Origin of the sequence: Streptomyces sp. NPDC006997 (assembly GCF_040635175.1) — a bacterium.
Classification (GTDB): domain Bacteria; phylum Actinomycetota; class Actinomycetes; order Streptomycetales; family Streptomycetaceae; genus Streptomyces.
Genome location: NZ_JBEYHH010000003.1, coordinates 25,997 through 48,913, shown reverse-complemented (window position 1 = coordinate 48,913; position 22,917 = coordinate 25,997). Strand labels below are relative to the sequence as shown.

22 protein-coding genes are annotated in these 22,917 nt (G+C 72.4%); 10 read left to right on the top strand and 12 right to left on the bottom strand.

Going from position 1 to position 22,917, the window contains the following annotated elements:
- The first annotated feature begins 1 nt into the window (after position 1).
- Together ABZ659_RS03355 and ABZ659_RS03350 are read left to right on the top strand one after the other, a co-directional pair.
- Positions 2-1,348, top strand: coding sequence for a nicotinate phosphoribosyltransferase (locus ABZ659_RS03355; protein WP_360212909.1), 1,347 nt, complete (start codon positions 2-4; stop codon positions 1,346-1,348).
- A gap of 165 nt (positions 1,349-1,513) precedes the next feature.
- The gene (locus ABZ659_RS03350) at positions 1,514-2,101 is read left to right on the top strand and encodes an isochorismatase family protein (protein WP_360212907.1); all 588 of its coding nucleotides are present in this window, start codon (positions 1,514-1,516) and stop codon (positions 2,099-2,101) included.
- A gap of 12 nt (positions 2,102-2,113) precedes the next feature.
- On the opposite strand, the gene ABZ659_RS03345 is transcribed toward ABZ659_RS03350, so the two are convergent.
- Positions 2,114-2,455: a hypothetical protein gene (locus ABZ659_RS03345; RefSeq protein WP_360212905.1), complete on the bottom strand. Its 342-nt coding sequence runs from the start codon at positions 2,453-2,455 to the stop codon at positions 2,114-2,116.
- Positions 2,456-2,576: 121 nt separating this feature from the next.
- Positions 2,577-4,919, bottom strand: coding sequence for an immune inhibitor A domain-containing protein (locus tag ABZ659_RS03340; protein ID WP_360212903.1), 2,343 nt, complete (start codon positions 4,917-4,919; stop codon positions 2,577-2,579).
- A gap of 412 nt (positions 4,920-5,331) precedes the next feature.
- Between ABZ659_RS03340 and ABZ659_RS03335 the strand changes: the two genes are divergently transcribed.
- Positions 5,332-5,610 carry a hypothetical protein gene (locus ABZ659_RS03335; RefSeq protein WP_360212901.1) on the top strand — a complete coding sequence of 93 codons (279 nt, stop codon included), beginning with the start codon at positions 5,332-5,334 and terminating at the stop codon, positions 5,608-5,610.
- 31 nt (positions 5,611-5,641) lie between these two features.
- Here ABZ659_RS03335 and ABZ659_RS03330 read toward each other — a convergent pair whose 3' ends face one another.
- Entirely contained in the window at positions 5,642-6,340 is a 699-nt protein-coding gene (locus ABZ659_RS03330) for an RDD family protein (protein ID WP_360212899.1), read from the bottom strand.
- A gap of 89 nt (positions 6,341-6,429) precedes the next feature.
- A complete protein-coding gene (locus ABZ659_RS03325) occupies positions 6,430-7,827 on the bottom strand; it encodes an RDD family protein (protein WP_360212897.1) in 1,398 nt (465 codons plus the stop codon).
- Positions 7,828-8,066: 239 nt separating this feature from the next.
- Here ABZ659_RS03325 and ABZ659_RS03320 point away from each other — a divergent pair, with 239 nt between their 5' ends.
- Positions 8,067-8,477, top strand: a complete 411-nt coding sequence (locus ABZ659_RS03320; RefSeq protein ID WP_360212895.1) for an SsgA family sporulation/cell division regulator — start codon at positions 8,067-8,069, stop codon at positions 8,475-8,477.
- Positions 8,478-8,500: 23 nt separating this feature from the next.
- Here ABZ659_RS03320 and ABZ659_RS03315 read toward each other — a convergent pair whose 3' ends face one another.
- Positions 8,501-9,907: an FAD-linked oxidase C-terminal domain-containing protein gene (locus ABZ659_RS03315; RefSeq protein ID WP_360212893.1), complete on the bottom strand. Its 1,407-nt coding sequence runs from the start codon at positions 9,905-9,907 to the stop codon at positions 8,501-8,503.
- 91 nt (positions 9,908-9,998) lie between these two features.
- On the opposite strand from ABZ659_RS03315, the gene ABZ659_RS03310 reads away from it, so the two are divergent.
- Positions 9,999-11,417, top strand: a complete 1,419-nt coding sequence (locus ABZ659_RS03310) for a tetratricopeptide repeat protein (protein WP_360212891.1) — start codon at positions 9,999-10,001, stop codon at positions 11,415-11,417.
- A gap of 39 nt (positions 11,418-11,456) precedes the next feature.
- On the opposite strand, the gene hppD is transcribed toward ABZ659_RS03310, so the two are convergent.
- On the bottom strand, positions 11,457-12,602 hold the full coding sequence (hppD, locus tag ABZ659_RS03305) for a 4-hydroxyphenylpyruvate dioxygenase (RefSeq protein ID WP_360212889.1): 1,146 nt from the start codon (positions 12,600-12,602) through the stop codon (positions 11,457-11,459).
- Positions 12,603-12,739: 137 nt separating this feature from the next.
- Here hppD and ABZ659_RS03300 point away from each other — a divergent pair, with 137 nt between their 5' ends.
- The 5 genes from ABZ659_RS03300 to ABZ659_RS03280 all read left to right on the top strand — a co-directional run bounded on the left by ABZ659_RS03300 (position 12,740) and on the right by ABZ659_RS03280 (position 16,916).
- Positions 12,740-13,219: an Lrp/AsnC family transcriptional regulator gene (locus ABZ659_RS03300; RefSeq protein ID WP_360212887.1), complete on the top strand. Its 480-nt coding sequence runs from the start codon at positions 12,740-12,742 to the stop codon at positions 13,217-13,219.
- Positions 13,220-13,239: 20 nt separating this feature from the next.
- On the top strand, positions 13,240-13,887 hold the full coding sequence (locus ABZ659_RS03295) for an ABC transporter permease (protein ID WP_360212885.1): 648 nt from the start codon (positions 13,240-13,242) through the stop codon (positions 13,885-13,887).
- Positions 13,880-15,133, top strand: coding sequence for a betaine/proline/choline family ABC transporter ATP-binding protein (locus tag ABZ659_RS03290; RefSeq protein WP_360212883.1), 1,254 nt, complete (start codon positions 13,880-13,882; stop codon positions 15,131-15,133). Before ABZ659_RS03295 ends, ABZ659_RS03290 begins: the two co-directional genes overlap by 8 nt.
- Positions 15,134-15,162: 29 nt before the next feature.
- Entirely contained in the window at positions 15,163-15,939 is a 777-nt protein-coding gene (locus ABZ659_RS03285) for an ABC transporter permease (protein WP_360213370.1), read from the top strand.
- A gap of 89 nt (positions 15,940-16,028) precedes the next feature.
- Positions 16,029-16,916, top strand: a complete 888-nt coding sequence (locus tag ABZ659_RS03280; RefSeq protein WP_360213368.1) for a glycine betaine ABC transporter substrate-binding protein — start codon at positions 16,029-16,031, stop codon at positions 16,914-16,916.
- Positions 16,917-16,930: 14 nt separating this feature from the next.
- Here ABZ659_RS03280 and ABZ659_RS03275 read toward each other — a convergent pair whose 3' ends face one another.
- From ABZ659_RS03275 to ABZ659_RS03250, 6 genes are all read right to left on the bottom strand, one after another.
- A complete protein-coding gene (locus ABZ659_RS03275) occupies positions 16,931-17,722 on the bottom strand; it encodes a S16 family serine protease (RefSeq protein ID WP_360212881.1) in 792 nt (263 codons plus the stop codon).
- Between the two features lie 148 nt (positions 17,723-17,870).
- Positions 17,871-18,512: a helix-turn-helix domain-containing protein gene (locus ABZ659_RS03270; RefSeq protein ID WP_360212879.1), complete on the bottom strand. Its 642-nt coding sequence runs from the start codon at positions 18,510-18,512 to the stop codon at positions 17,871-17,873.
- Between the two features lie 307 nt (positions 18,513-18,819).
- Positions 18,820-20,622 (bottom strand): DEAD/DEAH box helicase, encoded by a 1,803-nt coding sequence (locus ABZ659_RS03265; RefSeq protein WP_360212877.1) that lies wholly within the window; start codon positions 20,620-20,622, stop codon positions 18,820-18,822.
- A 116-nt stretch (positions 20,623-20,738) separates the two neighbouring features.
- Positions 20,739-21,128, bottom strand: coding sequence for a type II toxin-antitoxin system death-on-curing family toxin (locus ABZ659_RS03260; protein WP_360212875.1), 390 nt, complete (start codon positions 21,126-21,128; stop codon positions 20,739-20,741).
- Complete coding sequence (locus ABZ659_RS03255; protein WP_360212873.1) at positions 21,125-21,325, bottom strand: CopG family transcriptional regulator; 201 nt, start codon at positions 21,323-21,325, stop codon at positions 21,125-21,127. The genes ABZ659_RS03260 and ABZ659_RS03255 overlap by 4 nt, the downstream gene beginning before the upstream one ends.
- A gap of 42 nt (positions 21,326-21,367) precedes the next feature.
- Entirely contained in the window at positions 21,368-22,831 is a 1,464-nt protein-coding gene (locus ABZ659_RS03250) for an MFS transporter (RefSeq protein ID WP_360212871.1), read from the bottom strand.
- Positions 22,832-22,917 lie beyond the last annotated feature (86 nt).

The window sequence follows — 22,917 nt, the reverse complement described above, 5'->3', positions numbered from 1 at the left end:
CATGAACACAGCGGACCTTGGTTTGCCGGTGGAGGTGCCCTCGACGGCCCTGTTCACCGACCAGTACGAGCTGACGATGCTCCAGGCCGCCATGAAGGCGGGCACCGCCGGACGGCGCTCCGTCTTCGAGGTCTTCACCCGCCGACTGCCCGGCGGGCGCCGCTACGGCGTCGTCGCGGGCACCGGCCGGGTGCTGGACGCCATCGAGAACTTCCGCTTCGACGCGGACGTGCTGGCCTTCCTGCGGGAGCGCGGCGTCGTCGACCCGGAGACGTGCGCGTACCTCGCCGACTACCGCTTCTCCGGTGACGTCTGGGGCTACCCCGAGGGCGAGGTGTACTTCCCGGGCTCGCCGGTCCTGCGGGTGGAGGGCAGCTTCGCCGAGTGCGTGCTGCTGGAGACGGTGATCCTGTCCATCCTCAACCACGACTCGGCGATCGCCGCCGCGGCCTCCCGGATGGCGTCCGCCGCCGGGGACCGGCCGCTGATCGAGATGGGCGCCCGGCGCACCCACGAGCTGGCCGCCGTCGCCGCCGCCCGCGCCGCCTACGTCGGCGGCTTCACCTCCACCTCCGACCTCGCCGCGGGCTTCCGCTACGGCATCCCCACCGTCGGCACCTCCGCGCACGCCTTCACCCTGCTGCACGACCACGAGCGGGACGCCTTCCGCGCCCAGGTGGAGTCCATGGGCCGGGACACCACGCTCCTGGTCGACACCTACGACGTCGCCGAGGCGGTCCGTACGGCGGTGGAGGTCGCCGGACCCGGCCTGGGCGCGGTGCGCATCGACTCCGGCGACCTGCTGCTGGTCGCGCACCGGGTACGGCAGCAGCTGGACGAGCTGGGCGCCACCGGTACGAGGATCATCGTCACCTCCGACCTCGACGAGTACGCCATCGCCTCGCTGGCCGCGGCGCCGGTGGACGCGTACGGCGTCGGCACCCAGCTGGTGACCGGCTCCGGGCACCCCACCTGCTCGATGGTCTACAAGCTGGTCGCCCGCGCCGAGTCCGCCGACCCGGCGGCGCCGCTGGTGCCGGTCGCGAAGAAGGCCACCGGCGGCAAGACGTCCATCGGCGGCCGCAAGTGGGCCGCGCGGCGGCTGGACGCCGACGGCGTCGCGGAGGCCGAGGTCATCGGAACCGGGCCGGTGCCGGACGGGCTGGCCGACCGGTCGCTGCTGGTGGAGCTGGTCAAGGGCGGCGAGGTGGTCGCCCGGGAGCCCCTGGACGCCCCCCGGGAGCGCCACGTCGCCGCCCGCGCGGGCCTGCCGCTGTCCGCCACCCAGCTCTCGCGCGGCGAACCGGTCATTCCGACGGAGTACGTCCCCGGGCCCACGGGGGGATGACCGGCGAGAACGCGGGCAGCCGGGTACCCGGGGCGCACAGCGGAGTGCGCCCTGCCGCACCCCCTCCCGCCGCCCCCCGGAAGTCTCTAGGCTCGGAGGTTCACCACCGGCCCGCACCCCACCGCCCCAGCCCCCAACCGACCCCCTGACCGAAGGACACCGACCATGCGCCGCGCCTTGATCGTCGTCGATGTGCAGAACGACTTCTGCGAGGGGGGCAGCCTCCCGGTGGCCGGGGGTGCCGACGTCGCCGCCGCGATCACCGAGCTGATCGGGCAGGCCCCCGCCGGGTACCGGCACGTCGTGGCCACCCGGGACCACCATGTCGCGCCCGGCGGCCACTTCGCCGACCGCCCCGACTTCGTCCACTCCTGGCCCGCGCACTGCGTCGCCGGGACCGAGGGGGTGGGCTTCCACCCGAACTTCGCCCCGGCGGTCGCCTCCGGCGCGGTCGACGCCGTCTTCGACAAGGGCGCCTACGCCGCCGCGTACAGCGGCTTCGAGGGCGTCGACGAGAACGGCGTGCCGCTCGCCGACTGGCTGCGGGCCCGCGGGATCGACGAGGTCGACGTGGTCGGCATCGCCACCGACCACTGCGTCCGCGCCACCGCGTTGGACGCCGCCCGCGAGGGCTTCCGCACCCACGTCCTGCTCGACCTCACCGCGGGCGTGGCCGAGGAGACCACCGACCGCGCCCTGGAGGAGCTGCGGGGAGCGGGCGTGGAACTCTCCGGCAAGCCGGTCGTCTCCTGACCCGGCGGCGCCCTACGCCGGTGCCGCCGGGCGGCGCAGCAGCGCGCGGATCGGGTGCCACAGCTCCATCGGGCCGAGGCCGCTGACACCGGGTGCCGTCCGCCATATCAGGCCGTCGGGGTGGTGCAGGACGGCGGTGATCTCGTCCGGCGTCGGCGGGGCGGCGTTGCCGCGCAGGTAGACGGCGCGGAGCCCCAGGTTGCGCAGCCTGGTCAGGGCGCGCGCCCTGTTCTGGGCGTGTACGAGGACCCGTACGCCACCCGGGGCGGTCGGGCCGTCGGCGGTGGGGCTGGGCAGGTTCAGTGCCACCACCACCGTGCCGTTCGGCAGCTTGCAGAAACCTCCTGCGGCCATGCAGTCACACCCCCGTGCGAGCCGGTGTCAATAAGTCAGTCACAGGACGCACCTAAACACGATCGGCGGCAACCCGCCAAGGGGCTGCCGCCGATACGCGTCTGACCTGCGGAAACGCTGACTACTTGGTAGCCGCTCCGACCTTGACCGTGATCGTCGAGCCGCTCAGCGGCTGGTTGACGATGACGATCTTGGTGTTGGTGTCAGTGATCTGGACACCCGCGCGCGGGTTGGACTCGTCGTAGTAGGTGTGCTTGTGGTCGTTGAAGACCGGCACGCCGCGCGACGACGGGACCCTGGTCTCCACGTCCGCCTTGTGCAGGGTCAAACCGTCCGTGCGGTACCAGCTGAACGGCGAGTCGTACGTCTGGATGCGGTTGCGCATCAGCGTGCCGTCGGACCACTTCAGCGCGGTCGGGTGCGAGTCGACCGGCAGGACCAGACCGGTGCCGGGGTGCTGGCTGGTGTTGTTGTCCTGCTGCGAGGTGTCCCACTTCCAGATCAGCAGACCGTTCTGGTAGGGGAAGTGCTCCACCCAGTCCGGACGGGTGGTCGAGAAGCCGAAGTTGTACGGGCCGACCGCGAGGGTCTTGTCGTACGACCTGTACTGGCGGTTCTCGGCGATGTAGTACTGCGCGTAGTCCTTGGTGAAGGAACCGCCCACCCGCGAGAAGCCGTTGGCGGTCCAGGCCGCGTCCGCGCTCTCCGCGTCGTCGGTGAACAGGGTCGCGCCGTCCGCGGTGAGCGTGATGCGGTCGGCGGTGAAGCCCTTCAGGGACACGCCGCCGTCGGTGGCGTAGCGGAACCGGATGTCGATCTGCTGACCGGCGTACGCGTCCAGCGGGTACGACAGCGCCTTGTGGGTGCCGGAGACACCGCTGAGGGCGGGCTGGTCGCTGCCGTCACGGTCGATCGGCTGACCGTCCGCGGTGCCGTCGATCGGCGTCCAGTTGGTGCCGCCGTCCGTCGAGACCTCGGTGTAGAGGTAGTCGTAGTCCTTCTCGATCTCCCACCAGCCGTCGAGCGTCAGCGCGGCCGACGCCTTGCCGGTCAGGTCGACGGAGCGGGCGAGCGTGGCGCGGCGGTCGTTGCTGCTGCCGCTCCACCACTGGTTGGCGCCCTCGGCCGGGGCGACGATCTCGGTGGTGACGGCCTTCTGCGGCAGCTCCACCACCAGGGCCTGCGGGTTCCTGGTGTTGTACTCGGCCACACCCAGCTTGTGCTTCGAGGCCGTCGCGGCCTTCGCCACGTCGTAGTCGAGCCAGCCCAGCTGGAGCTTGTCCCAGGCGGTCATGTCGCCGGGCATGTCACCGATGGTGTCCTGGCCGGTGCCCAGCCAGGAGCCGGACGACATCAGCGTCCAGAAGCCGGTGGAGTTCTCGCCGCCGCTGGTGTCGTAGTGGTCCGGCAGACCGAGGTCGTGGCCGTACTCGTGGGCGAAGACGCCGAGTCCGCCGTTCTCCGGCTGGATGGTGTAGTCGCCGACCCAGATGCCGCTGTCGCCGATCTGGGTGCCGCCGAGCTTGTTGCCCTCGGGGCCGGTGGCGCCGGCGTCGGTGCCGAACGCGTACCAGCGGTGCGCCCAGATGGCGTCCTCGCCCTGCGCGCCGCCGCCCGCGGACTCGTCCTCGCCGGCGTGCACGATCTGGAAGTGGTCGATGTAGCCGTCGGCCTCGTTGAAGTCGCCGTCGCCGTCGTGGTCGTAGCGGTCCCACTGGTCGTACTCGGCGAGCGCGGCGCTGATCTCGGCGGTGGTCTTCCCGGCCGCCTTCTGGTCGTCGACCCAGGCGTTGACGCCGTCCTGCACCGCGAACCAGGCGCAGTTGTCCGGGTCGCAGGCGTTGGAGCCGTAGCGGGCCTCGTTGTAAGGCACCTTGACCCAGTCGGCGACCTCGCCGTCGACGGAGTAGCGGCCCGAGGACTGCCTCTCGTAGTACGACTTCATCGAGCCGACGCCGTCACCGAAGTACAGGTCCTGGAAGTGCTCGCGGTTGTAGTCCGCCTGCCAGGCCGTGCTGTTGTCCTTGGTGCGGTCCGGCTCGGCTATCTGGTTGTGCAGCGGGCCGGGCGTGCCGCCGTAGCGCGGGTCGGTCTGGTCGCCGAACTCGACGAGGATCGTGAAGATCTTGTCGGTCTTCTCGCGGCCCAGCTCGACGTACTTGCTGTCGCCGTGGCGGCTGCGGAGTTTGACGACCTTCGAGCCGTCGCGCTCCTTGACGTCGGCCTTGCCGGATATGACCTGCTTGAGCGCCTCCTCGCGCTGGGCCTCCTGGGTCTTGGTGAGCGGCCCGTCGAAGTCGTGTTCCTTCACGGCCTTACCCGACGCCGGGTCCTGCCGGTCGACGGCGGCGGGGCTGCCCGCCGGATCCGCGTGGGCCACGGTGGCGGCCGAGAAGGTCGCGGTCGCCGCCGCGAAGGCCACCGCGGTCGCGGTCGCTCTGAACGTCCAGGGTCTACTGGTCACTTGAGATCCTCCCCCGCGTCCGCGGCGCGGTCGGGGGTCCTGGAGAGTCGAGGAAGTCCGCGCGCGCGTGGTTGACGCGTGTAGTCAAGTGACGACATTGGACTAGAGGTTGCGCGGAAAAGACAGACCTTGACTTGAACAGGTCAATGGCACTATGCGGAGTGCCCTCCTCGCTCAGCGGACGCCGTGCGGACGGGATGACTCGATGCGCCCCCCGTGCACCGGCACTGTTGGTCAGGTCACGCTTACTCTTCGTTCCACTCGGGCACACAGCCGATTAGAGTCGCGTGGCGGAACGCCCGGAAGCCGGCGGAAAGCCAGGCCGACATCCCTGTCCCACCCCCCAACCGCATCCGCACCTCCCCCACAGCGAGAGGCACGGGGGGAGGCCCACCCCGAGGACTCGATTGCCATGCCTCGTCCGACCGCCGCACAGCTCGCCTACGGTTCGTCCACCGTGCTCCTGTCGACGCTCGCCATGCTGCTGCTGTCCCAGACGAGTTCGACCGTGGTGATCGCGATCATCGCCGTGGCGGCCCTCGCGCTCGGGCTGCTGGTCGCCCTGACCCTTCCGACGCCGAAGCGGACGGTGGCGGTTCCCGCCGCCACGCCCCGCCGCGCCGTCATACGGCAACGGGTGACCGCGTCAGCGACCACCAACGAGCCGGTGCGGGAGCCCTCGGCGCCCTGAACCGGCCCCGCCCACGACCGGACCGTGGTGGTCAGCGGGTGCTGACCACCACGGTCTTCGCCGCCTTGTCGTGCAGGCCCTGCTTGTAGGGCCGGTCGAAGAAGCTCCAGCCGCCCGCGACCGCCGTCCAGAGGCAGGCGCAGCAGAACGCGAACGGGATCCACAGCACGGCCGCCCGCAGCAGGGAGGTCTGGGTGGAGGGCGTGTTGCCGTTGTCGAGGTTGGCCGTGCGGAGTTTCAGCCATTTCTTGCCGAGTGTCTGGCCCGTCCTGGCGGTCATGAAGGTGTCGTAGGCCATGTAGAGGACGGCGGCGACGATCGACTGCCCGACGGTGCTCGCGCTCTCGAACTCGTCCGTGTCCACGTTGTACTCGCCGATGCCGAGCGGCCAGGTGACCAGCCAGACGACGAGGCCGACGAGGATCATGTCGATGAGCCGGGCGAGGACGCGCCTGCCGCTGTCGGCGAGCGGCGGCATCCCGGCGAGCGGATCGGCCGGGTAGGGGCCGCCTCCGTAGGGCGGGGGCTGACCGCCGCCGTAGGGCGGGGGCTGACCGCCGCCGGGGGGCGGTTGGCTCCAGGGGCCGCCGGGGGGCGGCTGGCCGCCGGGGCCGCCGCCCGCGGGGGCGTCGTACGGCGAACCCGACCCCCGGCCGGGCGGCGGGGGCTGCTTCCTGAACGGGTCGTCGTCCGGCGGCTCTCCGGGGCCGGGAGGCGGTTCGGTACTCATGGCCCGAGTGCATCGCGAACCCCGGCGCCCCGCATCCGGCGCGCGGCCGTCCGGGGTACCGGATCATCCGGGCCGGACGACGTACCCGCTCATCCCGCCACGAACGTATGCGCGGCCTTGTCGTGCCAGCACTGCCGCCACGGCCGGTCGAACAGCCCCCATACGACGCCGATCAGCCCGAAGGCGAGCAGACCGGGCACGCTGTAGACGAGCCAGCGGCGCAGCGCCGCCCCGAACGACGGGGGTTCGTGCGCCTCGATGTCCCGCACCTCGATGCCGAGCAGCCGCTTGCCGAGCGTGCGGCCCCACCTGGCGGTGGGCAGCGCCTCGTACAGGACGCCCGCGACGAGCAGCACGCCGAGCACGATGCCCAGGTAGACCGAGGTCGTGCCGTCCAGGAGCCAGACCGTGACGGTCTCCCCGGAGAGCTTGGCCTCGTCGATCTTGTCCTGAATGTGGTCGGCGGCGCGGGCGCCGAGCGGTACGGCGGCCACGGCGGTGAGGCCGCCGACGGCCAGGGTGTCGATCAGCCGCGCGGCCAGCCGCCTGCCCACCGCGGCGGGGCGCGCCGCGGCCTGGCGCCGGGCCGCCGCCTGGAAGACGTCGTCCACCGGCGGCTTCCAGGGCGCCACCGGCGGCTCCTCGGCCGGTACGCCCGCCAGCCGGTGCACCTGCTGGGCCCAGGAGGCCTGGCCGCCCCCGGCGCCGGAGGTGACCGGCGCGGGCGCGGACGCCTGCTGCGGAACGCTCGCGGCGACACCGGGCTGCCGCTGCGGACCGGCGGGGGCGGAGGGAGCGGAAGGAGCGGAGGAGGTCGCGGGAGGTGTGGGGGTCGCCGGGGGCTGGGCCGGGGCGCGGTCGGCAGCGGCCTTGCCCGCGCCGAAGCCCGGGGACGCCTGCGCGGGACCGGCGTGCGCGGGCCCCCGCGCCGTGCCGGACGGCGGCGGGCCGAAGCCCGGGGGTACCTGGCCGGAGTCCGGAGCGGCGGGCGGTGCCGCTGCCGGCCGCTCGCCCGGCCGGGGCTTCACCGCGCGGAACGTCATCGTCCCCTCGTCGGGGCCCGGTTCCCGGGCCGCGCCCGGCGTGGGGCGGCGGAACACGAACGTGCCGTCGGGCCGCTCACCGTCGTCCGCGTTCGCGGGCGGGATCGTCGCCGTGCCGTCCGTGCGGCTGGAGGCGCCGTCCGGCGGGGTGGGGGCGTGCGGCACGCGCGGGTCGGGGCGCTGCTGCGGGGCGGCGCCCCGGGAAGCGTCGGACGGCGCCGGGTCCTCGTCGAAGAAGTGCGGGCCGGTCTCCTCGACGGACGGCGGCGCGGGCTGCGCGCCGGGCGGCGGGGCGAGCGGCTCGCCGTCGGCGGGGGCCGGGCGGCTGGTGCCCGGTACCCAGGCGGCGCCGTTCCAGTACCGGACGTAGCCGGGGATGGAGGGGTCCGGGTAATAGCCTTCGCGGGGCCTGTCGTCGCCGGGTGCCGGGGTTGGGGCGCTCATGTCCGTCGTCCCGTATCTGCTCGGGGGTGGGAGGGGGGCCTCCACATCTATCAGAACGGCAGGGAACATACCGCGCGTCCCGCCGCACCCGCCCCTTTCGGGCAGGGTTGTGACCCTCCCTGACCACGGTTGGAGAAATTCTCCCGAACCCGCGTAATGCCCGGCGCCCGGGCCCCTCTCCCCTCGTACGGGTGCGCATCAGGCGCATACGAAAGCCGCGGGGAAGAGGAACATCGGACATGCACACCGTCGTGGAACGCGAACTGGAACTGAAGCTCATCCTGTCGCCGGAGCAGAGCATCCCGGTCCCCGCCCTGCTGGGCTACCGCACGGACGACCCCTACGCCGTCCACATCACCTTCCACATCAACTCGGACCTGCCCGTGCACTGGACGTTCGCCCGGGAGCTGCTGGTGGAGGGCGTGTTCCGGCCGTGCGGCAGCGGGGACGTACGGGTGTGGCCGACGAAGGCGGAGGGGCGCGGCGTGGTGCTGATGGCGCTGAGTTCACCGGACGGGGAGGCCCTGCTGGAGGCGCCCACGGCGCAGGTGTCGGCGTGGCTGGAGCGGACGTTGCGGGTGGTGCCCCCGGGGACCGAGGGCGGGCAGCTCGGCATCGACGCCGCGCTCGACGAGCTGCTCGCCCGGTGAGCCCCCGGCCTGGTGCGGACGGGTCAGAACAGCTTGCCCGGGTTGAGGATGCCCAGCGGGTCGAAGACCTGCTTCACGGCCCGCTGCATCTCCAGGCCCACCGGGCCGATCTCGCGGGCCAGCCACTCCTTCTTCAGGACGCCGACGCCGTGTTCGCCGGTGATCGTGCCGCCGAGCTCCAGGCCGAGGGCCATGATCTCGTCGAACGACTCCCGGGCGCGCCGCGACTCCCCGGGGTCGGCGGCGTCGAAGCAGACGGTGGGGTGGGTGTTGCCGTCCCCCGCGTGGGCGACGACGCCGATGGTGAGCTGGTACTTCTCGGCGATCCCGGCCACCCCGTCGATCAGGTCGCCGAGCCGGGAGCGCGGCACGCACACGTCGTCGATCATCGTCGCGCCCCGCACGGCCTCCAGGGCGGTCAGCGAGAGCCGCCGCGCCTTGAGGAGTAGTTCGGACTCGGCGGCGTCGTCGGCGGGGACCACCTCGGTGGCGCCCGCGGCCTCACAGAGCGCGCCGAGCGCGGCGAGGTCGGCGGCCGGGTCGGGGGTGTCGAAGGCGGCGAGCAGCAGCGCCTCGGTGGTCTCCGGCAGCCCCATGTGCGCCAGGTCGTTGACGGCCCTGACGGTCGTACGGTCCATCAGCTCCAGCAGGGACGGCACGTGGCCGCCCGCCATGATCCGGCACACGGCGTCGCAGGCGGCGGCGCCGGAGGCGAACTCGGCGGCCAGCACGAGCTGCCGCGGCGGCTTGGGGCGCAGCCCGAGGACGGCCCGGACGACGACGCCGAGGGAGCCCTCGGAGCCGACGAACAGCCGGGTCAGGTCGTACCCGGCGACGCCCTTGGCGGTGCGGCGGCCGGTGGACATCAGCCGTCCGTCGGCGAGGACGACGTCGAGTCCGAGGACGTACTCGGCGGTGACGCCGTACTTGACGCAGCACAGCCCGCCGGAGGCGGTGCCGATGTTGCCGCCGATGGTGCACGTCTCCCAGCTGGACGGGTCCGGCGGGTAATAGAGGCCGTGTTCGGCGACGGCACGCGCGAGGTCGGCGTTGACGACGCCCGGTTCGACGACGGCGATCCGGTCGACGGGGCTGATCTCCAGGACGCGGTCCATCTTCGTCAGGGACAGCACCACGCAGCCGTCGGAGGCGTTGGCCGCGCCGGACAGGCCGGTGCGGGCGCCCTGCGGGACGACGGGCACGCGCAGTGCGGAGGCGGTGCGCAGGACGTGCTGGACCTGTTCGACGGTACGGGGCAGCACGACCACGGCCGGGGTGCCCGCCGGGCAGAAGCTGGCCATGTCGTGGGCGTAGGAGGCGGTGACGTCGGGGTCGGTCAGGACGGCCTCGGCGGGCAGGCCGCCAAGCAGCCGGTCGACGAGGAGGCCGGTGGTCTCGTCGTGGGAGGCTTCCATACGGCTCATGATCACAGCGTGTCACCCGGGGCCATCGGTGTGAACCCGTCTGCGGTACCCGGCCGCCGCCGGGACCTGATCGTCGTACTGACGCACAGTGATCGGCATGAGTGGCGTGAGCGGCACGGAGAACAGAGCACGGCGGGGCTGGCTGCTGGGCGGCTCGCTCGTGGGGTGCCTGGCCCTCGGCGGGACGCTGATGCTGCTGCCGCCCGAGCGGCCCGAGGGCCCGCGGCCCGCGTCGGGGCCGGCGGCGGCGCACGCGCGGGCGGCGGTCACCGGGGGCGTCCCGGCCGCGCTGGGCGACCTGGCGGCGCTGATCGACGACCGGCAGGCGTCTCTGCGCCAGCACCCCCGGGACGCCCGGGCGTGGGCGGTGCTCGGGGCGGCCTACGTCGAACAGGGCCGCCGTACCGGGGACGCCGCCGCGCACTTCCCGAAGGCCGAGGAGGCGCTGCGGACGTCGCTTGAGGTGCGGCCCCGGGGCAACGTGGCGGCGCTGGAGGGCCTGGCGGCGCTGGCGAACGCCCGCCATGACTTCCGGGCGGGGCGCAGGTGGGCGCGGGCGGCGGCCAGCGCGGCGGACGACGACCGCTGGACGTCGTACGCGCTGCTCGTCGACGCCTGTTCCGGGCTCGGGGACCACGCGGGGGCCGGGCGTGCCCTGGAGCGGATGCTGGAGCTGGACGCCTCCCCCGCCGCGCGGGCCCGGGCGGCGGGCGTGTACCGGGACCAGGGGCGCCGGGAGGACGCGGCGGCGGCGCTGGCGGACGCGGCGGCCGGGGCGCGGGCGCCCGCCGAGCGCGCGGCGTGGCTGGAGCGGGCCGGGCGGCTCGCCTGGGAGCGCGGTGACCGGGAGGGCGCGCTGCGGTACTTCCGGGAGGCGGTGCGCGTCGATCCGGACCAGCGGGCCGCGCAGGCGGGGCAGGGCAGGGCGCTGGCGGCGCTGGGGCGGACCTCGGAGGCGCTGAGCGTGTACCGGATCGCGCTGGCCAAGCAGCCGCTGCCGCGGTACGCCCTCGAACTGGGCGAGCTGTACGAGTCGCTGGGGCTGGACCACGCCGCGCGGGTCCAGTACGACCTGCTGCGCGAGCGGGTGCGGAACGCGGCGGCGGGCGGGGTGCGCGAGGACCTGGTGCTCGGGCGGTTCGAGGCGGACCACGGCGGCCGTCAGGGCGCGCGGGCCGCGGTGCGCCGGTTGCGGGGCGAGTGGCGGCGGCGGCCGAGCCCGGCGGTGGCCGACGCGCTCGGCTGGGCGCTGCACCGGACGGGGGCCCACCGGGAGGCGCTGCGGTTCGCGGCGCGGGCGACGGACCCGGAGCACGGGGGCGGGGTGCGCCCCGCGGCGTACGCCTACCACCGGGGGATGATCGAGAAGGCGCTGGGGCGGCAGGCGCCCGCGCGGCGGCACCTGCGGGAGGCGCTCAGGACCAACCCGTACTTCTCCCCGCTCGCCGTGCCGCTGGCGCGGAAGGCGCTGGCGGAGCTGGGCGAGGTGCCGGTGGACGAGGACGTGCCGGAGTGACCCGGGGGCGTGCTGCCCCGGGTCGCTCCGTGCCGGGCGTCAGAGGTTGCCGCGCTTCTCCTGCTCGCGCTCGATCGCCTCGAACAGGGCCTTGAAGTTGCCCTTGCCGAAGCCCATCGAGCCGTGGCGTTCGATGATCTCGAAGAAGACGGTCGGGCGGTCCTGGACCGGCTTGGTGAAGATCTGCAGCAGGTAGCCGTCCTCGTCGCGGTCGGCGAGGATCTTCAGCTCGCGCAGGGTGTCCACGGGGACCCGGGTGTCGCCGACCCACTCGCCGAGGGTGTCGTAGTAGGAGTCCGGGGTGTCGAGGAACTGGACCCCGGCCGCGCGCATCGTGCGGACCGTGGCGACGATGTCGTTGGTGTTGAGGGCGATGTGCTGGACGCCCGCGCCGCCGTAGAACTCCAGGTACTCGTCGATCTGGGACTTCTTCTTGGCGACGGCGGGCTCGTTGATCGGGAACTTGACCTTGAGGGTGCCGTCCGCGACCACCTTCGACATCAGCGCGCTGTACTCGGTGGCGATGTCGTCGCCCACGAACTCCTTCATGTTCGTGAAGCCCATGACCTTGTTGTAGAAGCCGACCCACTCGTTCATCCGGCCGAGTTCGACGTTGCCGACGCAGTGGTCGATCGCCTGGAAGGTGCGCTGCGCGGGCGGCTCGACGATCGGGGCGGCGGCGGTGTAGCCGGGCAGGTAGGGGCCGTCGTAGCCGGAGCGCTCGACGAGGGTGTGGCGGGTCTCGCCGTAGGTGGCGATCGCGGCGAGGACGACGGTGCCGTGCTCGTCCTTCACCTCGTACGGCTCGGCCACCGGGCGGGCGCCGTGCTCGACGGCGTAGGCGTACGCGGCGCGGGCGTCCGGGACCTCGATGGCGAGGTCGACGACGCCGTCCCCGTGCTCGGCCACGTGCTGGGCGAGGAAGTGGCCCCAGGGGGTGGCGGGCTTGATCACCGAGGTGAACACGAACCGCGCGGAGCCGTTCTCCAGCACGTAGCTCGCGGTCTCGCGGCTGCCGTTCTCCGGTCCGGAGTACGCGACGAGCCTCATGCCGAAGGCGGTGGAGTAGTAGTGCGCCGCCTGCTTGGCGTTGCCCACGGCGAAGACGACCGCGTCCATTCCCTTGACCGGGAAGGGGTCGGCCTGCCGGGCGGTGTCGGGAGTGTGATGTGTGGTCTGCGTCATACGCGCAGCGTCTCCTTCACCCGGCAAGGTGCGCAATAGTTTGCGTTTCCACTGGGCAATCTGGCCAGTGAATGACCCGTAATGGCGGAGCTTCTGTACAGGATGACCACAGGACCGCCCCCTCGGAGGTGTGCGTCATGGCGATCGACCAGCTCGACGGACGGATCATCGCGCTGCTCGCGCGGGAGCCGCGGATCGGGGTGCTGGAGATGTCCCGGCGGCTCGGGGTGGCGCGCGGGACGGCACAGGCGCGGCTCGACCGGCTTCAGTCGAACGGAGTCATCCGCGGCTTCGGTCCCGAGGTCGACCCGGCGGCCCTCGGCTACCCGGTCACCGCGTTCGCCACGCTCCAGATCAGACAGGGCCAAGGGCCCGACGTACGGGCGCACTTGGCGGGTGTGCCGGAGGTGCTGGAACTGCACACGACGACCGGCACCGGGGACATGCTGTGCCGTCTGGTGGCCCGCTCCAACGCCGATCTCCAGCGGGTGATCGACCGGGTTGTCGGTTTTGATGGCATCGTCCGGGCCGCCACCGCCATCGTGATGGAGAACCCCGTTCCGCTGCGGATCATCCCGCTCGTGGAACAGGCCGCGGAGGACCCGGAGAAGACCTGACCGTCAGGGGGTGCCCGCGCGTGAACTTCTGGGAGTACCTGGGCAGCCGCCACCAGCAACTGCTCACGGACGCCTACCAACACGCCAGCGCCGTCTTCCAGTGCATGGTCGTGGCGACGCTGATCGGCGTGCTCGTCGGTGTCGCCACCTACCGCTCGGAGTGGGCGGGGAACCTCGCCACCCTGGCGACCTCGACCATCCTGACCATCCCGTCGCTGGCCATGATCGGCCTGCTGATCCCGGTCGTCGGGCTCGGCGTGCCGCCGACGGTGATCGCGCTGACGCTGTACGGGCTGCTGCCGATCGTGCGCAACGCCATCGTCGGGCTGCGCGGCGTCGACCCGGCGCTGGTGGACGCCGCCACCGGCATCGGCATGTCCCGGGTGTCCCGGCTGCTGCGGGTGGAGCTGCCGCTGGCCTGGCCGCCGATCCTCACCGGCATCCGGGTCTCCACCCAGATGCTGATGGGCATCGCCGCCATCGCCGCCTACGCCTCCGGGCCCGGCCTCGGCAACCTGATCTTCCGCGGGATCGCCTCGCTGGGCAGCAGCAACGCGCTGAACCAGGTGCTCGCGGGGACGCTCGGCATCATCGTGCTCGCCCTGCTGTTCGACGCCGCGTACGTCCTGATCGGACGGCTCACCATTCCCAGGGGGATCCGTGTCTGAGACAGCCGCCCAGGGGTCCGGGACCGGCGCGACCATCGAGCTGGAGAACCTGAGCAAGCACTACCCGGGCACCCCGCAGCCCGCCGTCGACAACGTCTCCATGGAGATCAAGGCGGGCGAGACCGTCATCTTCGTCGGCCCGTCCGGCTGCGGCAAGTCGACGACCCTGAAGATGATCAACCGGTTGATCGAGCCGTCCGGTGGGCGGATCCGGATCAACGGCGAGGACGTCACCGACATGGACCCGGTCAAGCTGCGCCGCAAGGTCGGCTACGCCATCCAGTCGGCCGGACTGTTCCCGCACATGACCGTCGCCCAGAACATCGGCCTCGTGCCGGGGATGGTCGGCTGGTCCAGGGCCCGCGTCAAGGCGCGCGTCGAGGAACTGCTCGACCTGGTCGGCCTGGACCCCGGCGAGTTCCTGGGCCGCTACCCGCGCCAGCTGTCCGGCGGGCAGCAGCAGCGCGTCGGCGTGGCGCGGGCGCTGGCCGCCGACCCGCCGGTGCTGCTGATGGACGAGCCGTTCGGCGCCGTCGACCCGATCACCCGCGACCACCTCCAGGACGAGCTGATCCGGCTCCAGCGCGAGCTGCACAAGACCATCGTGTTCGTCACCCACGACTTCGACGAGGCGATCAAGCTGGGCGACCGCATCGCCGTGCTGCGGGAGCGCTCGCACATCGCCCAGTTCGACACCCCGGAGGCGATCCTCACCAACCCCGCCGACGACTTCGTCTCCGGGTTCGTCGGCGCCGGGGCGGCCCTCAAGCGGCTGAACCTGACGCGGGTGCGGGACGTGGAGATCACCGACTACCCGACGGTGACCGTCGACGACCCCCCGCAGGAGATCCTCAACCGGCTGCGGTCCAGCGGCACCAACGAGATCCTCCTCCTCGACAAGCGGGGCCGTCCCTACAAGTGGCTGCGCCGTGGCGACCTCATGCGGGCCCGCGGCTCCCTCGCCCGCGCGGGCACGCTGGTCAGCGACACGGTGACCCGGGACGCCACCCTGCGGGACGCGCTGGAGGCGGTCCTCACCGACAACGCGGGCCGGGTCGCGGTCACCGGCGGGCGGGGCGCGTACGAGGGCGTCGTCGACATGGAGACGCTGATGAACTCCGTCCACGAGCTGCTGGAGGCCGACCGGCTGGACGCCCTGGAAGACCAGCACGACCTGGCGGAGACCCAGTCCGTGCTGACCCACGCCGAGCAGGAGGGCGACCTGGAGGGGGTGCCGAAGGCGTGACCACCTCCGTCGAGCGCTCCGGCGAAGCGGTGGCGGACGAGGCTCCGCCGCCCCCCGAGGAGACCGGGCGCCGGGTCACCTGGCAGAAGCTGGTGTTCCTGCCCACCCTGCTGGTCGCGGTGCTGCTGGCGACCTGGCTGTGGTTCGCGCGGGCCGACCTGGACCCGCTCTCCGAGAACGCGCTGTCGGACGGCGCGGTCTCCAAGGCGCTGTGGCAGCACGTCCAGCTGACGGTGATCTCCACCTTCTTCGTGCTGATCATCGCCATCCCGCTGGGCATCCTGCTCACCCGCAAGGCGTTCCGGAAGGCGACCCCGGTGGCGATGGCCCTCGCCAACACGGGCCAGGCGACCCCGGCGATCGGTCTGCTCGCCCTGCTGGTGATCTGGCTGGGCATCGGCCGCCGGGCCGCGCTCATCGGCATCATCGCCTACGCCGTCCTGCCGGTCCTCTCCAACACCATGGCGGGCCTGCGCGCCAACGACCCCACCCTGCTGGAGGCGGCCCACGGCATCGGCATGTCCCCCCTGGGCGTGCTCACCCGCGTCGAACTCCCCCTCGCCGTCCCCCTCATCCTGGCGGGCGTGCGCACCGCGCTGGTCCTCAACGTCGGTACGGCGACCCTGGCGACCTTCGGCGGGGGCGGCGGCCTCGGCACGCTGATCACCACGGGCATCACCAGCCAGCGGATGCCGGTGCTGATGCTGGGCTCGATCCTGACCATCGCCCTCGCCCTGCTGGTCGACTGGCTGGCGTCGCTGGCGGAACTGCTGCTGCGACCCCGCGGGCTGGAGGTGGGGACGTGAGGTGGCCCACCCGTGGTCTGCTCGCCGGGGCGGTGGCGGCGTCCGCGCTGACGGCCGCCGCCGGATGCGGGCTGACCAGCGGCTCCCCCATGGTCGACGACGTCTCGCCGGGCTCGATCGGGCAGGGGCGGCCGTTGGAGGGCGCCGAGCTGACGGTCACCTCGAAGGAGTTCACCGAGCAGCTCATCCTCGGCGCGATCATGGGCATCGCCTTCCAGGCGGCCGGGGCGGAGGTGCTGGACCGCACCGGCATCCAGGGGTCCGTGGGCACCCGGGAGGCCGTCAAGAGCGGCGACGCGGACGCCAACTACGAGTACACGGGCACGGCGTGGATCACCTACCTCGGCAACAGCGAGCCCATCCCCGACCCGCAGGAGCAGTGGGAGGCCGTACGCGAGGCGGACCTCAAGGAGGGCCTGACCTGGCTCCCCCCGGCCGAGCTGAACAACACCTACGCCCTGGCGATGAACCAGTCCCACTTCAGGGAGTACGGCACCAGGACCCTCTCCGACGTGGCGGAACTGGCGGACTCCGATCCCGGCGCGGTCACCCTGTGCGTCGAGGGCGAGTTCCGCAACCGCGCGGACGGGCTGCCGGGCATGAGCGGGAAGTACGGCATGGACATCCCGGCCGCCCACATCACGCAGATGGACACCGGGATCATCTACTCCCAGGCCGCGAAGGGCGCCTGCACGTACGGGGAGGTGTTCACCACGGACGGCCGGATCAGGTCGATGAACCTGGTGGTGATGGAGGACGACAGGAAGTTCTTCCCCAACTACAACGCGGCCCCCGAGATCAACACCAGGACCCTGAAGAAGTGGCCCGCCATCGCCAACGTACTGAACCCCGTCACGGCCCGCCTCACCAACGACGTGGCGCGGGAGCTGAACGCCAAGGTGGACGTGGACGGGGAGGACCCGCACCAGGTCGCGCTGGACTGGATGGTGGACGAGGGCCTGGTGAGGAAGGACTGACCTGACCGTCGCGGTCAGCAGCCGGGTACGGAGCCCTTCCCGCTCCCCAGGGCGACGAGCGACTCGACGGCGCCCTCAAGGCTGGTCACCGGGATCAGCCGCAGCCCCTTCGGCAGCTCCGACTCGGCGTCCGAGCACTCGGCCTTCGGCACCAGGAAGACGGTCGCGCCGTCGCGCCGGGCCGCCTGCGTCTTCAGCGCCACCCCGCCGACCGGGCCGACGCTGCCGTCCGGGTCGATGGTGCCGGTCCCGGCGATGACCCGCCCGCCGGTGAGGTCGCCGCCGCTGCCGTCGCCGTCCAGCTTGTCGACGATGCCGAGCGAGAACAGCAGCCCGGCGCTGGGCCCGCCGACGTCGGCGAGCTTCAGGGTGACCTTGACGTCGTCGTCCCGGAGCTTGAGGTAGGAGAGGGCGGCCTCGGTCGCCGCGTCCTGCGACTGCCGCATCTGCGCGGTGTTGTGCCGCTCGATCTCCCGGACGCTGTCACCGCTGGGGTACACCGAGTCCTTCGGCATGACCGCCTGGTCGGTGCTCCACCACCCGTCGAGCACGTCGCCGAGCCTCACCCGGGTGTCCGGGCTCGTCGCCTCGATCGTCGTCATCCGCAGCTCACCGCGTGTGTCGCGGACGTCCGCCCCGGAGATCGTGATCACCGGCGTGCCCTTGTTCTCCCCGAGCACATCGGCGGTCATCCCCGGCTGCGCCAGCGAGAACGGCAACGGAGCGGCCAGCGCGGTCACCAACAACCCCACGACCGGCACACCACACACGACGACGGCCCAGGGCCGAGAGAGACGAGAGAACACGGGTTCAATCTAACGTGCGCGGCCCACTCGGCCGCGGGCAGTCGTGCCGCTGGGGCGGCTCCCGACCCGGCGAAGCGCCACCCCGTCACGCCGGGCCGCGCGCCCACCCCGGCCCGCACACACGCCGGGCACGCACCACCAGCCAGCGCTAGCGCAACGCCTCCGCGACCTCCCGCGCCGCGTCCACCACCCGCGGCCCCACCCGCTCCGGCACCGCGTCCGCCAACATCACGACCCCCACGCTCCCCTCCACCCCCGTCACCCCGAGCAACGGCGCCGCCGCCCCGCTCGCCCCCGCCTCCAACTCCCCGTGCGTCAGCGTGTACCCCGGGTCCCCGAACGGCTTCTGCCGGGCCGACAGGATCGCCTTCCCCGCCGCCCCCCGGTCCAACGCGTGCCGGAACCCGGCCCGGTACGCCACGTGGTAGTCGGTCCACGTCGGCTCCACGACCGCGACGGCCAGCGCGTCCGACCCGTCCACCAGCGTCAGGTGCGCGGTCGCCCCGATGTCCTCCGCCAGCGACCGCAGCGCGGGCAACGCCGCTTCCCGCACCAGGGGGTGCACCTGGCGCCCCAGCCCCAGCACCCCGAGGCCCACCCGCGCCCGCCCGCCCAGGTCACGGCGTACCAGCGCGTGCTGCTCCAGGGTGGCCAGGAGCCGGTAGACGACGGTGCGGTTCACTCCGAGTTTGTTGGACAGCTCGGTGACGGTCAGCCCATGATCCGTGTCGGCCAGCAGCTTGAGGACCCGCAGTCCTCGATCGAGCGTCTGGGAGGTCTCCGCGGTCACGACGCCCACTCCTTCAGTGGTGAGGTCGGCAGCCCCCTCTCGGCGGATGCGTCACCGAGTCCCGTGGGCGACGCGCTTCAGAGGCTGCCGATCGGCGGACGGCCCGGCCGTTCCGGGCCCAGTCGCTTCACGGCTGCGCTCCGCGGCGGCGCTGCCACGGGGCGTGTGCGTAGCGGGACATTAGCGAAGGCGGTTCGCTGAGCGGAAGGCTCCGTCCAGAATCCGGGCACTTACCCGCCCGACCCGCACCCCTTTGCCTTCCTTTTGCCCGGATACGCACAGCGCACCACGCCCGGCCGGACGCCGGTCACCGCATCCGGGTGGCCCACTCCTGCACCTTGGCGATCCGCTGCCGCAGCTGCCCCGCCGTCGCCTCCGCGCTCGGCGGCCCCCCGCAGACCCGGCGCAGCTCGGTGTGGACGACGCCGTGCGGTTTGCCGCTCTGGTGGACGTACGCGCCGACCATGGTGTTGAGCTGGCGGCGCAGCTCCATCAGCTCCTTGTGCGTGACCACCGGCCGCCGCTCGGCGGGCAGTTCGACGAGGTCGGCCTCGCTGTCGGGCTTCTTCTTGCTGTGCGCGATCTGCCGGGCCTGCCGCTTCTGGAGCAGCATCTGCACCTGGTCGGGCTCCAGCAGGCCGGGGATGCCGAGGTAGTCCTGCTCCTCCTCGCTGCCGGGGTGGGCCTGCATACCGAACTCGGCGCCGTTGTACGTCACCCGGTCGAAGACGGCGTCGGACTCCAGCGCCTCGAAGGGCAGCATGTCCTGGTCGCCGGTGTCCTCGTCCTTCTGCTGCTCGGCCTCCTTGAGGAGCTGGTCCTCCTCGGCGTACGGGTCCTCCTCGCCGCCCTTCTTGGGCTTGTCGAGGACGTGGTCCCGCTCGCGTTCCATCTCCCCGGCGAACGACAGCAGGTCGGGCACGGTCGGCAGGAACACCGACGCGGTCTCGCCGCGCCGCCGGGACCGCACGAAACGGCCGACGGCCTGCGCGAAGAACAACGGCGTGGAGATGGTGGTGGCGTAGACGCCCACCGCCAGCCGGGGCACGTCGACGCCCTCGGAGACCATGCGGACGGCGACCATCCACCGGTCGTCGCCCTCGCTGAACTCGTCGATCCGCTTCGACGCGCCGGTGTCGTCGGACAGGACGACCGTCGCCTTGTGCCCGGTGATCTCGCGGATCAGCTTGGCGTAGGCGCGGGCGGAGTCCTGGTCGGAGGCGATGACGAGGGCGCCGGCGTCCGGGATGGCCTTGCGGACCTCGGTCAGCCGCTGGTCGGCGGCGCGCAGCACGGCGGGCATCCACTCGCCGCGCGGGTCGAGGGCGGTGCGCCACGCCTGGCTGACGGCGTCCTTGGTCATGGGTTCGCCGAGCCGGGCGGCGATCTCGTCCCCGGCCTTGGTCCGCCAGCGCATGTTGCCGCTGTAGGACATGAAGATGACGGGGCGGACGACGTGGTCGGCGAGCGCGGAACCGTAGCCGTAGGTGTAGTCGGCGGCGGACCGCCGGATGCCGTCGCTCCCCTCCTCGTACGCCACGAAGGGGATGGGGTTGGTGTCGGAGCGGAACGGCGTACCGGTGAGCGCGAGGCGCCGGGTCGCGGGCTCGAACGCCTCCAGGCACGCCTCGCCCCAGGACTTGCTGTCACCGGCGTGGTGGATCTCGTCGAGGATGACGAGGGTCTTGCGCTGCTCGACGCGGTTGCGGTGCAGCATGGGGCGGACGCCGACGCCCGCGTAGGTGATGGCGACGCCGTGGTACTCCCGGCCGAGCGGCCCGGCGCTGTACTCGGGGTCCAGCCTGATCCCTATCCGGGCCGCCGCCTCCGCCCACTGCTTCTTCAGGTGCTCGGTCGGCGCGACCACGGTCACCTGCTGTACGACGTGGTGGTGCAGCAGCCAGGACGCCAGCGTCAGCGCGAACGTCGTCTTCCCGGCGCCGGGCGTGGCGACCGCGAGGAAGTCACGCGGCTGCTCCTGGAGGTACTTCTCCATCGCACCCTGCTGCCAGGCCCGCAGCTTGCTTGCGGTACCCCAGGGCGCACGTCCCGGGAAGGCGGGCGACAGGTGGTGGGAGTGCGAGGACGTCGAGTGGGCGGTGGTAGTCACGGTCTCCGTGGTGGGGTCGAACGGCGCGGCAACGTATGACAACCGGGCCACCCTACCGGCGCCCCACCACCCTCAAGCCGCCGTCCCCACCGGCCCACCGAAGGATGGGACTGACGTCACACCCGCCGCTCAACCAACTCCCGCAACGCCTCGGAAATCACCTTCACCTCGTCCACAGCACCGGTCGCGACCGCGATGACCAGGCGCTCGGCCGCATCAATGTCCGGTTGCAACTGCACGTCGTTCAGGGCCAGGAAGACAACGCAGGAAATCCAGGCCGTCCGCTTGTTTCCGTCGACGAAGGGGTGGTTGATCGCCAGCGACTGCAGCAGCGCCGCCGCCTTGTCGAACAGGTCCGGGTACGCCTCCTGTCCGAACATCGCGGCCGCGGGCCGGTGTACCGCCGACTCAAGCAGACCAGCGTCCCGCACGACGATCTTCTGATCGTCCACGGCACGGTCGGCGATGGCGAGGACGTCCTCCGCCGAAAGGTAGACGCAGGTCACTTGAGCCGCTCCAGGAGGTCGGCCCACTTGACGGTCTGCTCCAGGGCCGCCCTGCGGACCAGTGCCTCATGTGCCGACCTGGCCAGGTAGTCGTCCACCGCCCTGAGCAGTATGGCGTGCATACTGACCCCCTCCTCCTCGGCGCGCAGCTTCAGAGCCTCGGTCTGGTCCTCACGGAGACGCAGGTTCATAGCCATACCAAAACGGTACCACTGCACGGTGTCACAGTGGTACCGAAGTCACCGCCCCCGTACCCTCCCCGCCACCCACGCCCCCGCCAGTGCCACGCACGCCATCGGGAGGAAGACCGCCGCGAACGCCGTGGGGTGGGAGGTGCCGTTCGTGACCGTGGTGGCGTGGGCTACCGTGCCGCCGCCCAGGGCGGCGAAGGCCGCTCCGCCGGCCGCCAGGAGGAGGACGTTGGAGAGGCCGTCGGAGATCTGGAGGGCGGCGGAGTTGCTGCCCGCCTCCTCGGGAGCGGACAGGCTGAGGAGGAGGACGCTGGTCGAGGAGATCACCAGGCCCATGCCCAGGCAGCCGAAGGCCCAGGCGACGGCGACCGTCCAGACCGGCACGGAGTCGATCAGCACGCTCGGCGCCGCGGCGATCGCGGCGGCCACCAGCGCCATCCCGGCCACCATCAGCCGCTCCCGGTACGGTTCGAGCCGAGGCCGGGACTGCACCCAGGAGCCGAGCGCCCACGTCGCCCCGCCCGCCGCCAGCGACAGCCCGGCCAGCGTCGGCGTCAGCCCCCGCTGGGTGACCAGCATCAGCGGCACGAAGGACTCCGCCGCGATGAACGACCCGGCGGCGACCCCGCGCAGCAGCACCACGGACGGCAGCCCCCGCGCCGCCCGCCAGGTGCCGCGCGGCAGCAGCCCCCGCGCCGCGGGCACGAGCAGCGCCAGCCCGACGGCGCCGGGCACGAGGGACGCCCACCGCAGGTCCTGCGCGGCGTACTGGAGCAGCCCCGCCCCCACCGAGATGCCGAGCGCCAGCCGGATCCGGCGCCGCCGGTCCTCGGAGCCCCGCGCGGTGCCCTCGACCGGTCCCGCCGCCCGGCGCCGTATCTGCGGCAGCGCGAGCGCCAGCGGCAGCACCACCAGCACCGGGATGCCGGTGAACACCCAGCGCCAGCCGAGGTGTTCGGTCACCGTGCCCGCGGCGAGCGGACCCAGCACGGACGGCAGCACCCACGCCGCGGCGAACCCCGCCATGATCGCGGGCCGCAGCCGCTCCGGGTAGGCGCGGCTGACCACGACGTACAGCGCGACGATCACCAGCCCGCCGCCGAACCCCTGCACCGCCCGCCCGGCGATGAACTGCCACATCTCACCGGCCGTCCCGGACAGCAGCAGCCCGGCCGCGAAGGCGCCGATACCGCAGGTCAGCGGCGCGAGCGGGCCCCGCAGGTCCGACCACTGACCGGCGAGGACCATCCCGAACAGGCTGGTGGTGAAGTACGCCGAGAACGCGAAGGCGTACAGCGACACCCCGTCCAGTTCGTGGGCCGCCACCGGCAAAGCCGTCCCTACCGCCGTCGCCTCGAAGGCGATGAGCAGCACCACGGACACGATGCCGACGCTCAGCGCGCGGAAGGAGCGCCCCAGCACCGTGTCGGTCCGCGCGGGGAGGTCGCCCTCCGGGAGGTCGTCCTCCGGGAGGTGGGATACGCCGTTGTCCTGCGGCTCCAGCTTGGTCATGCCGGACAGCGTAAGGGCCACTGTGCCGTTTGACTGCTGTCAGCGGTCGGTACGCCACCGCGACCTTCGTCCTACGACTCCCCCGC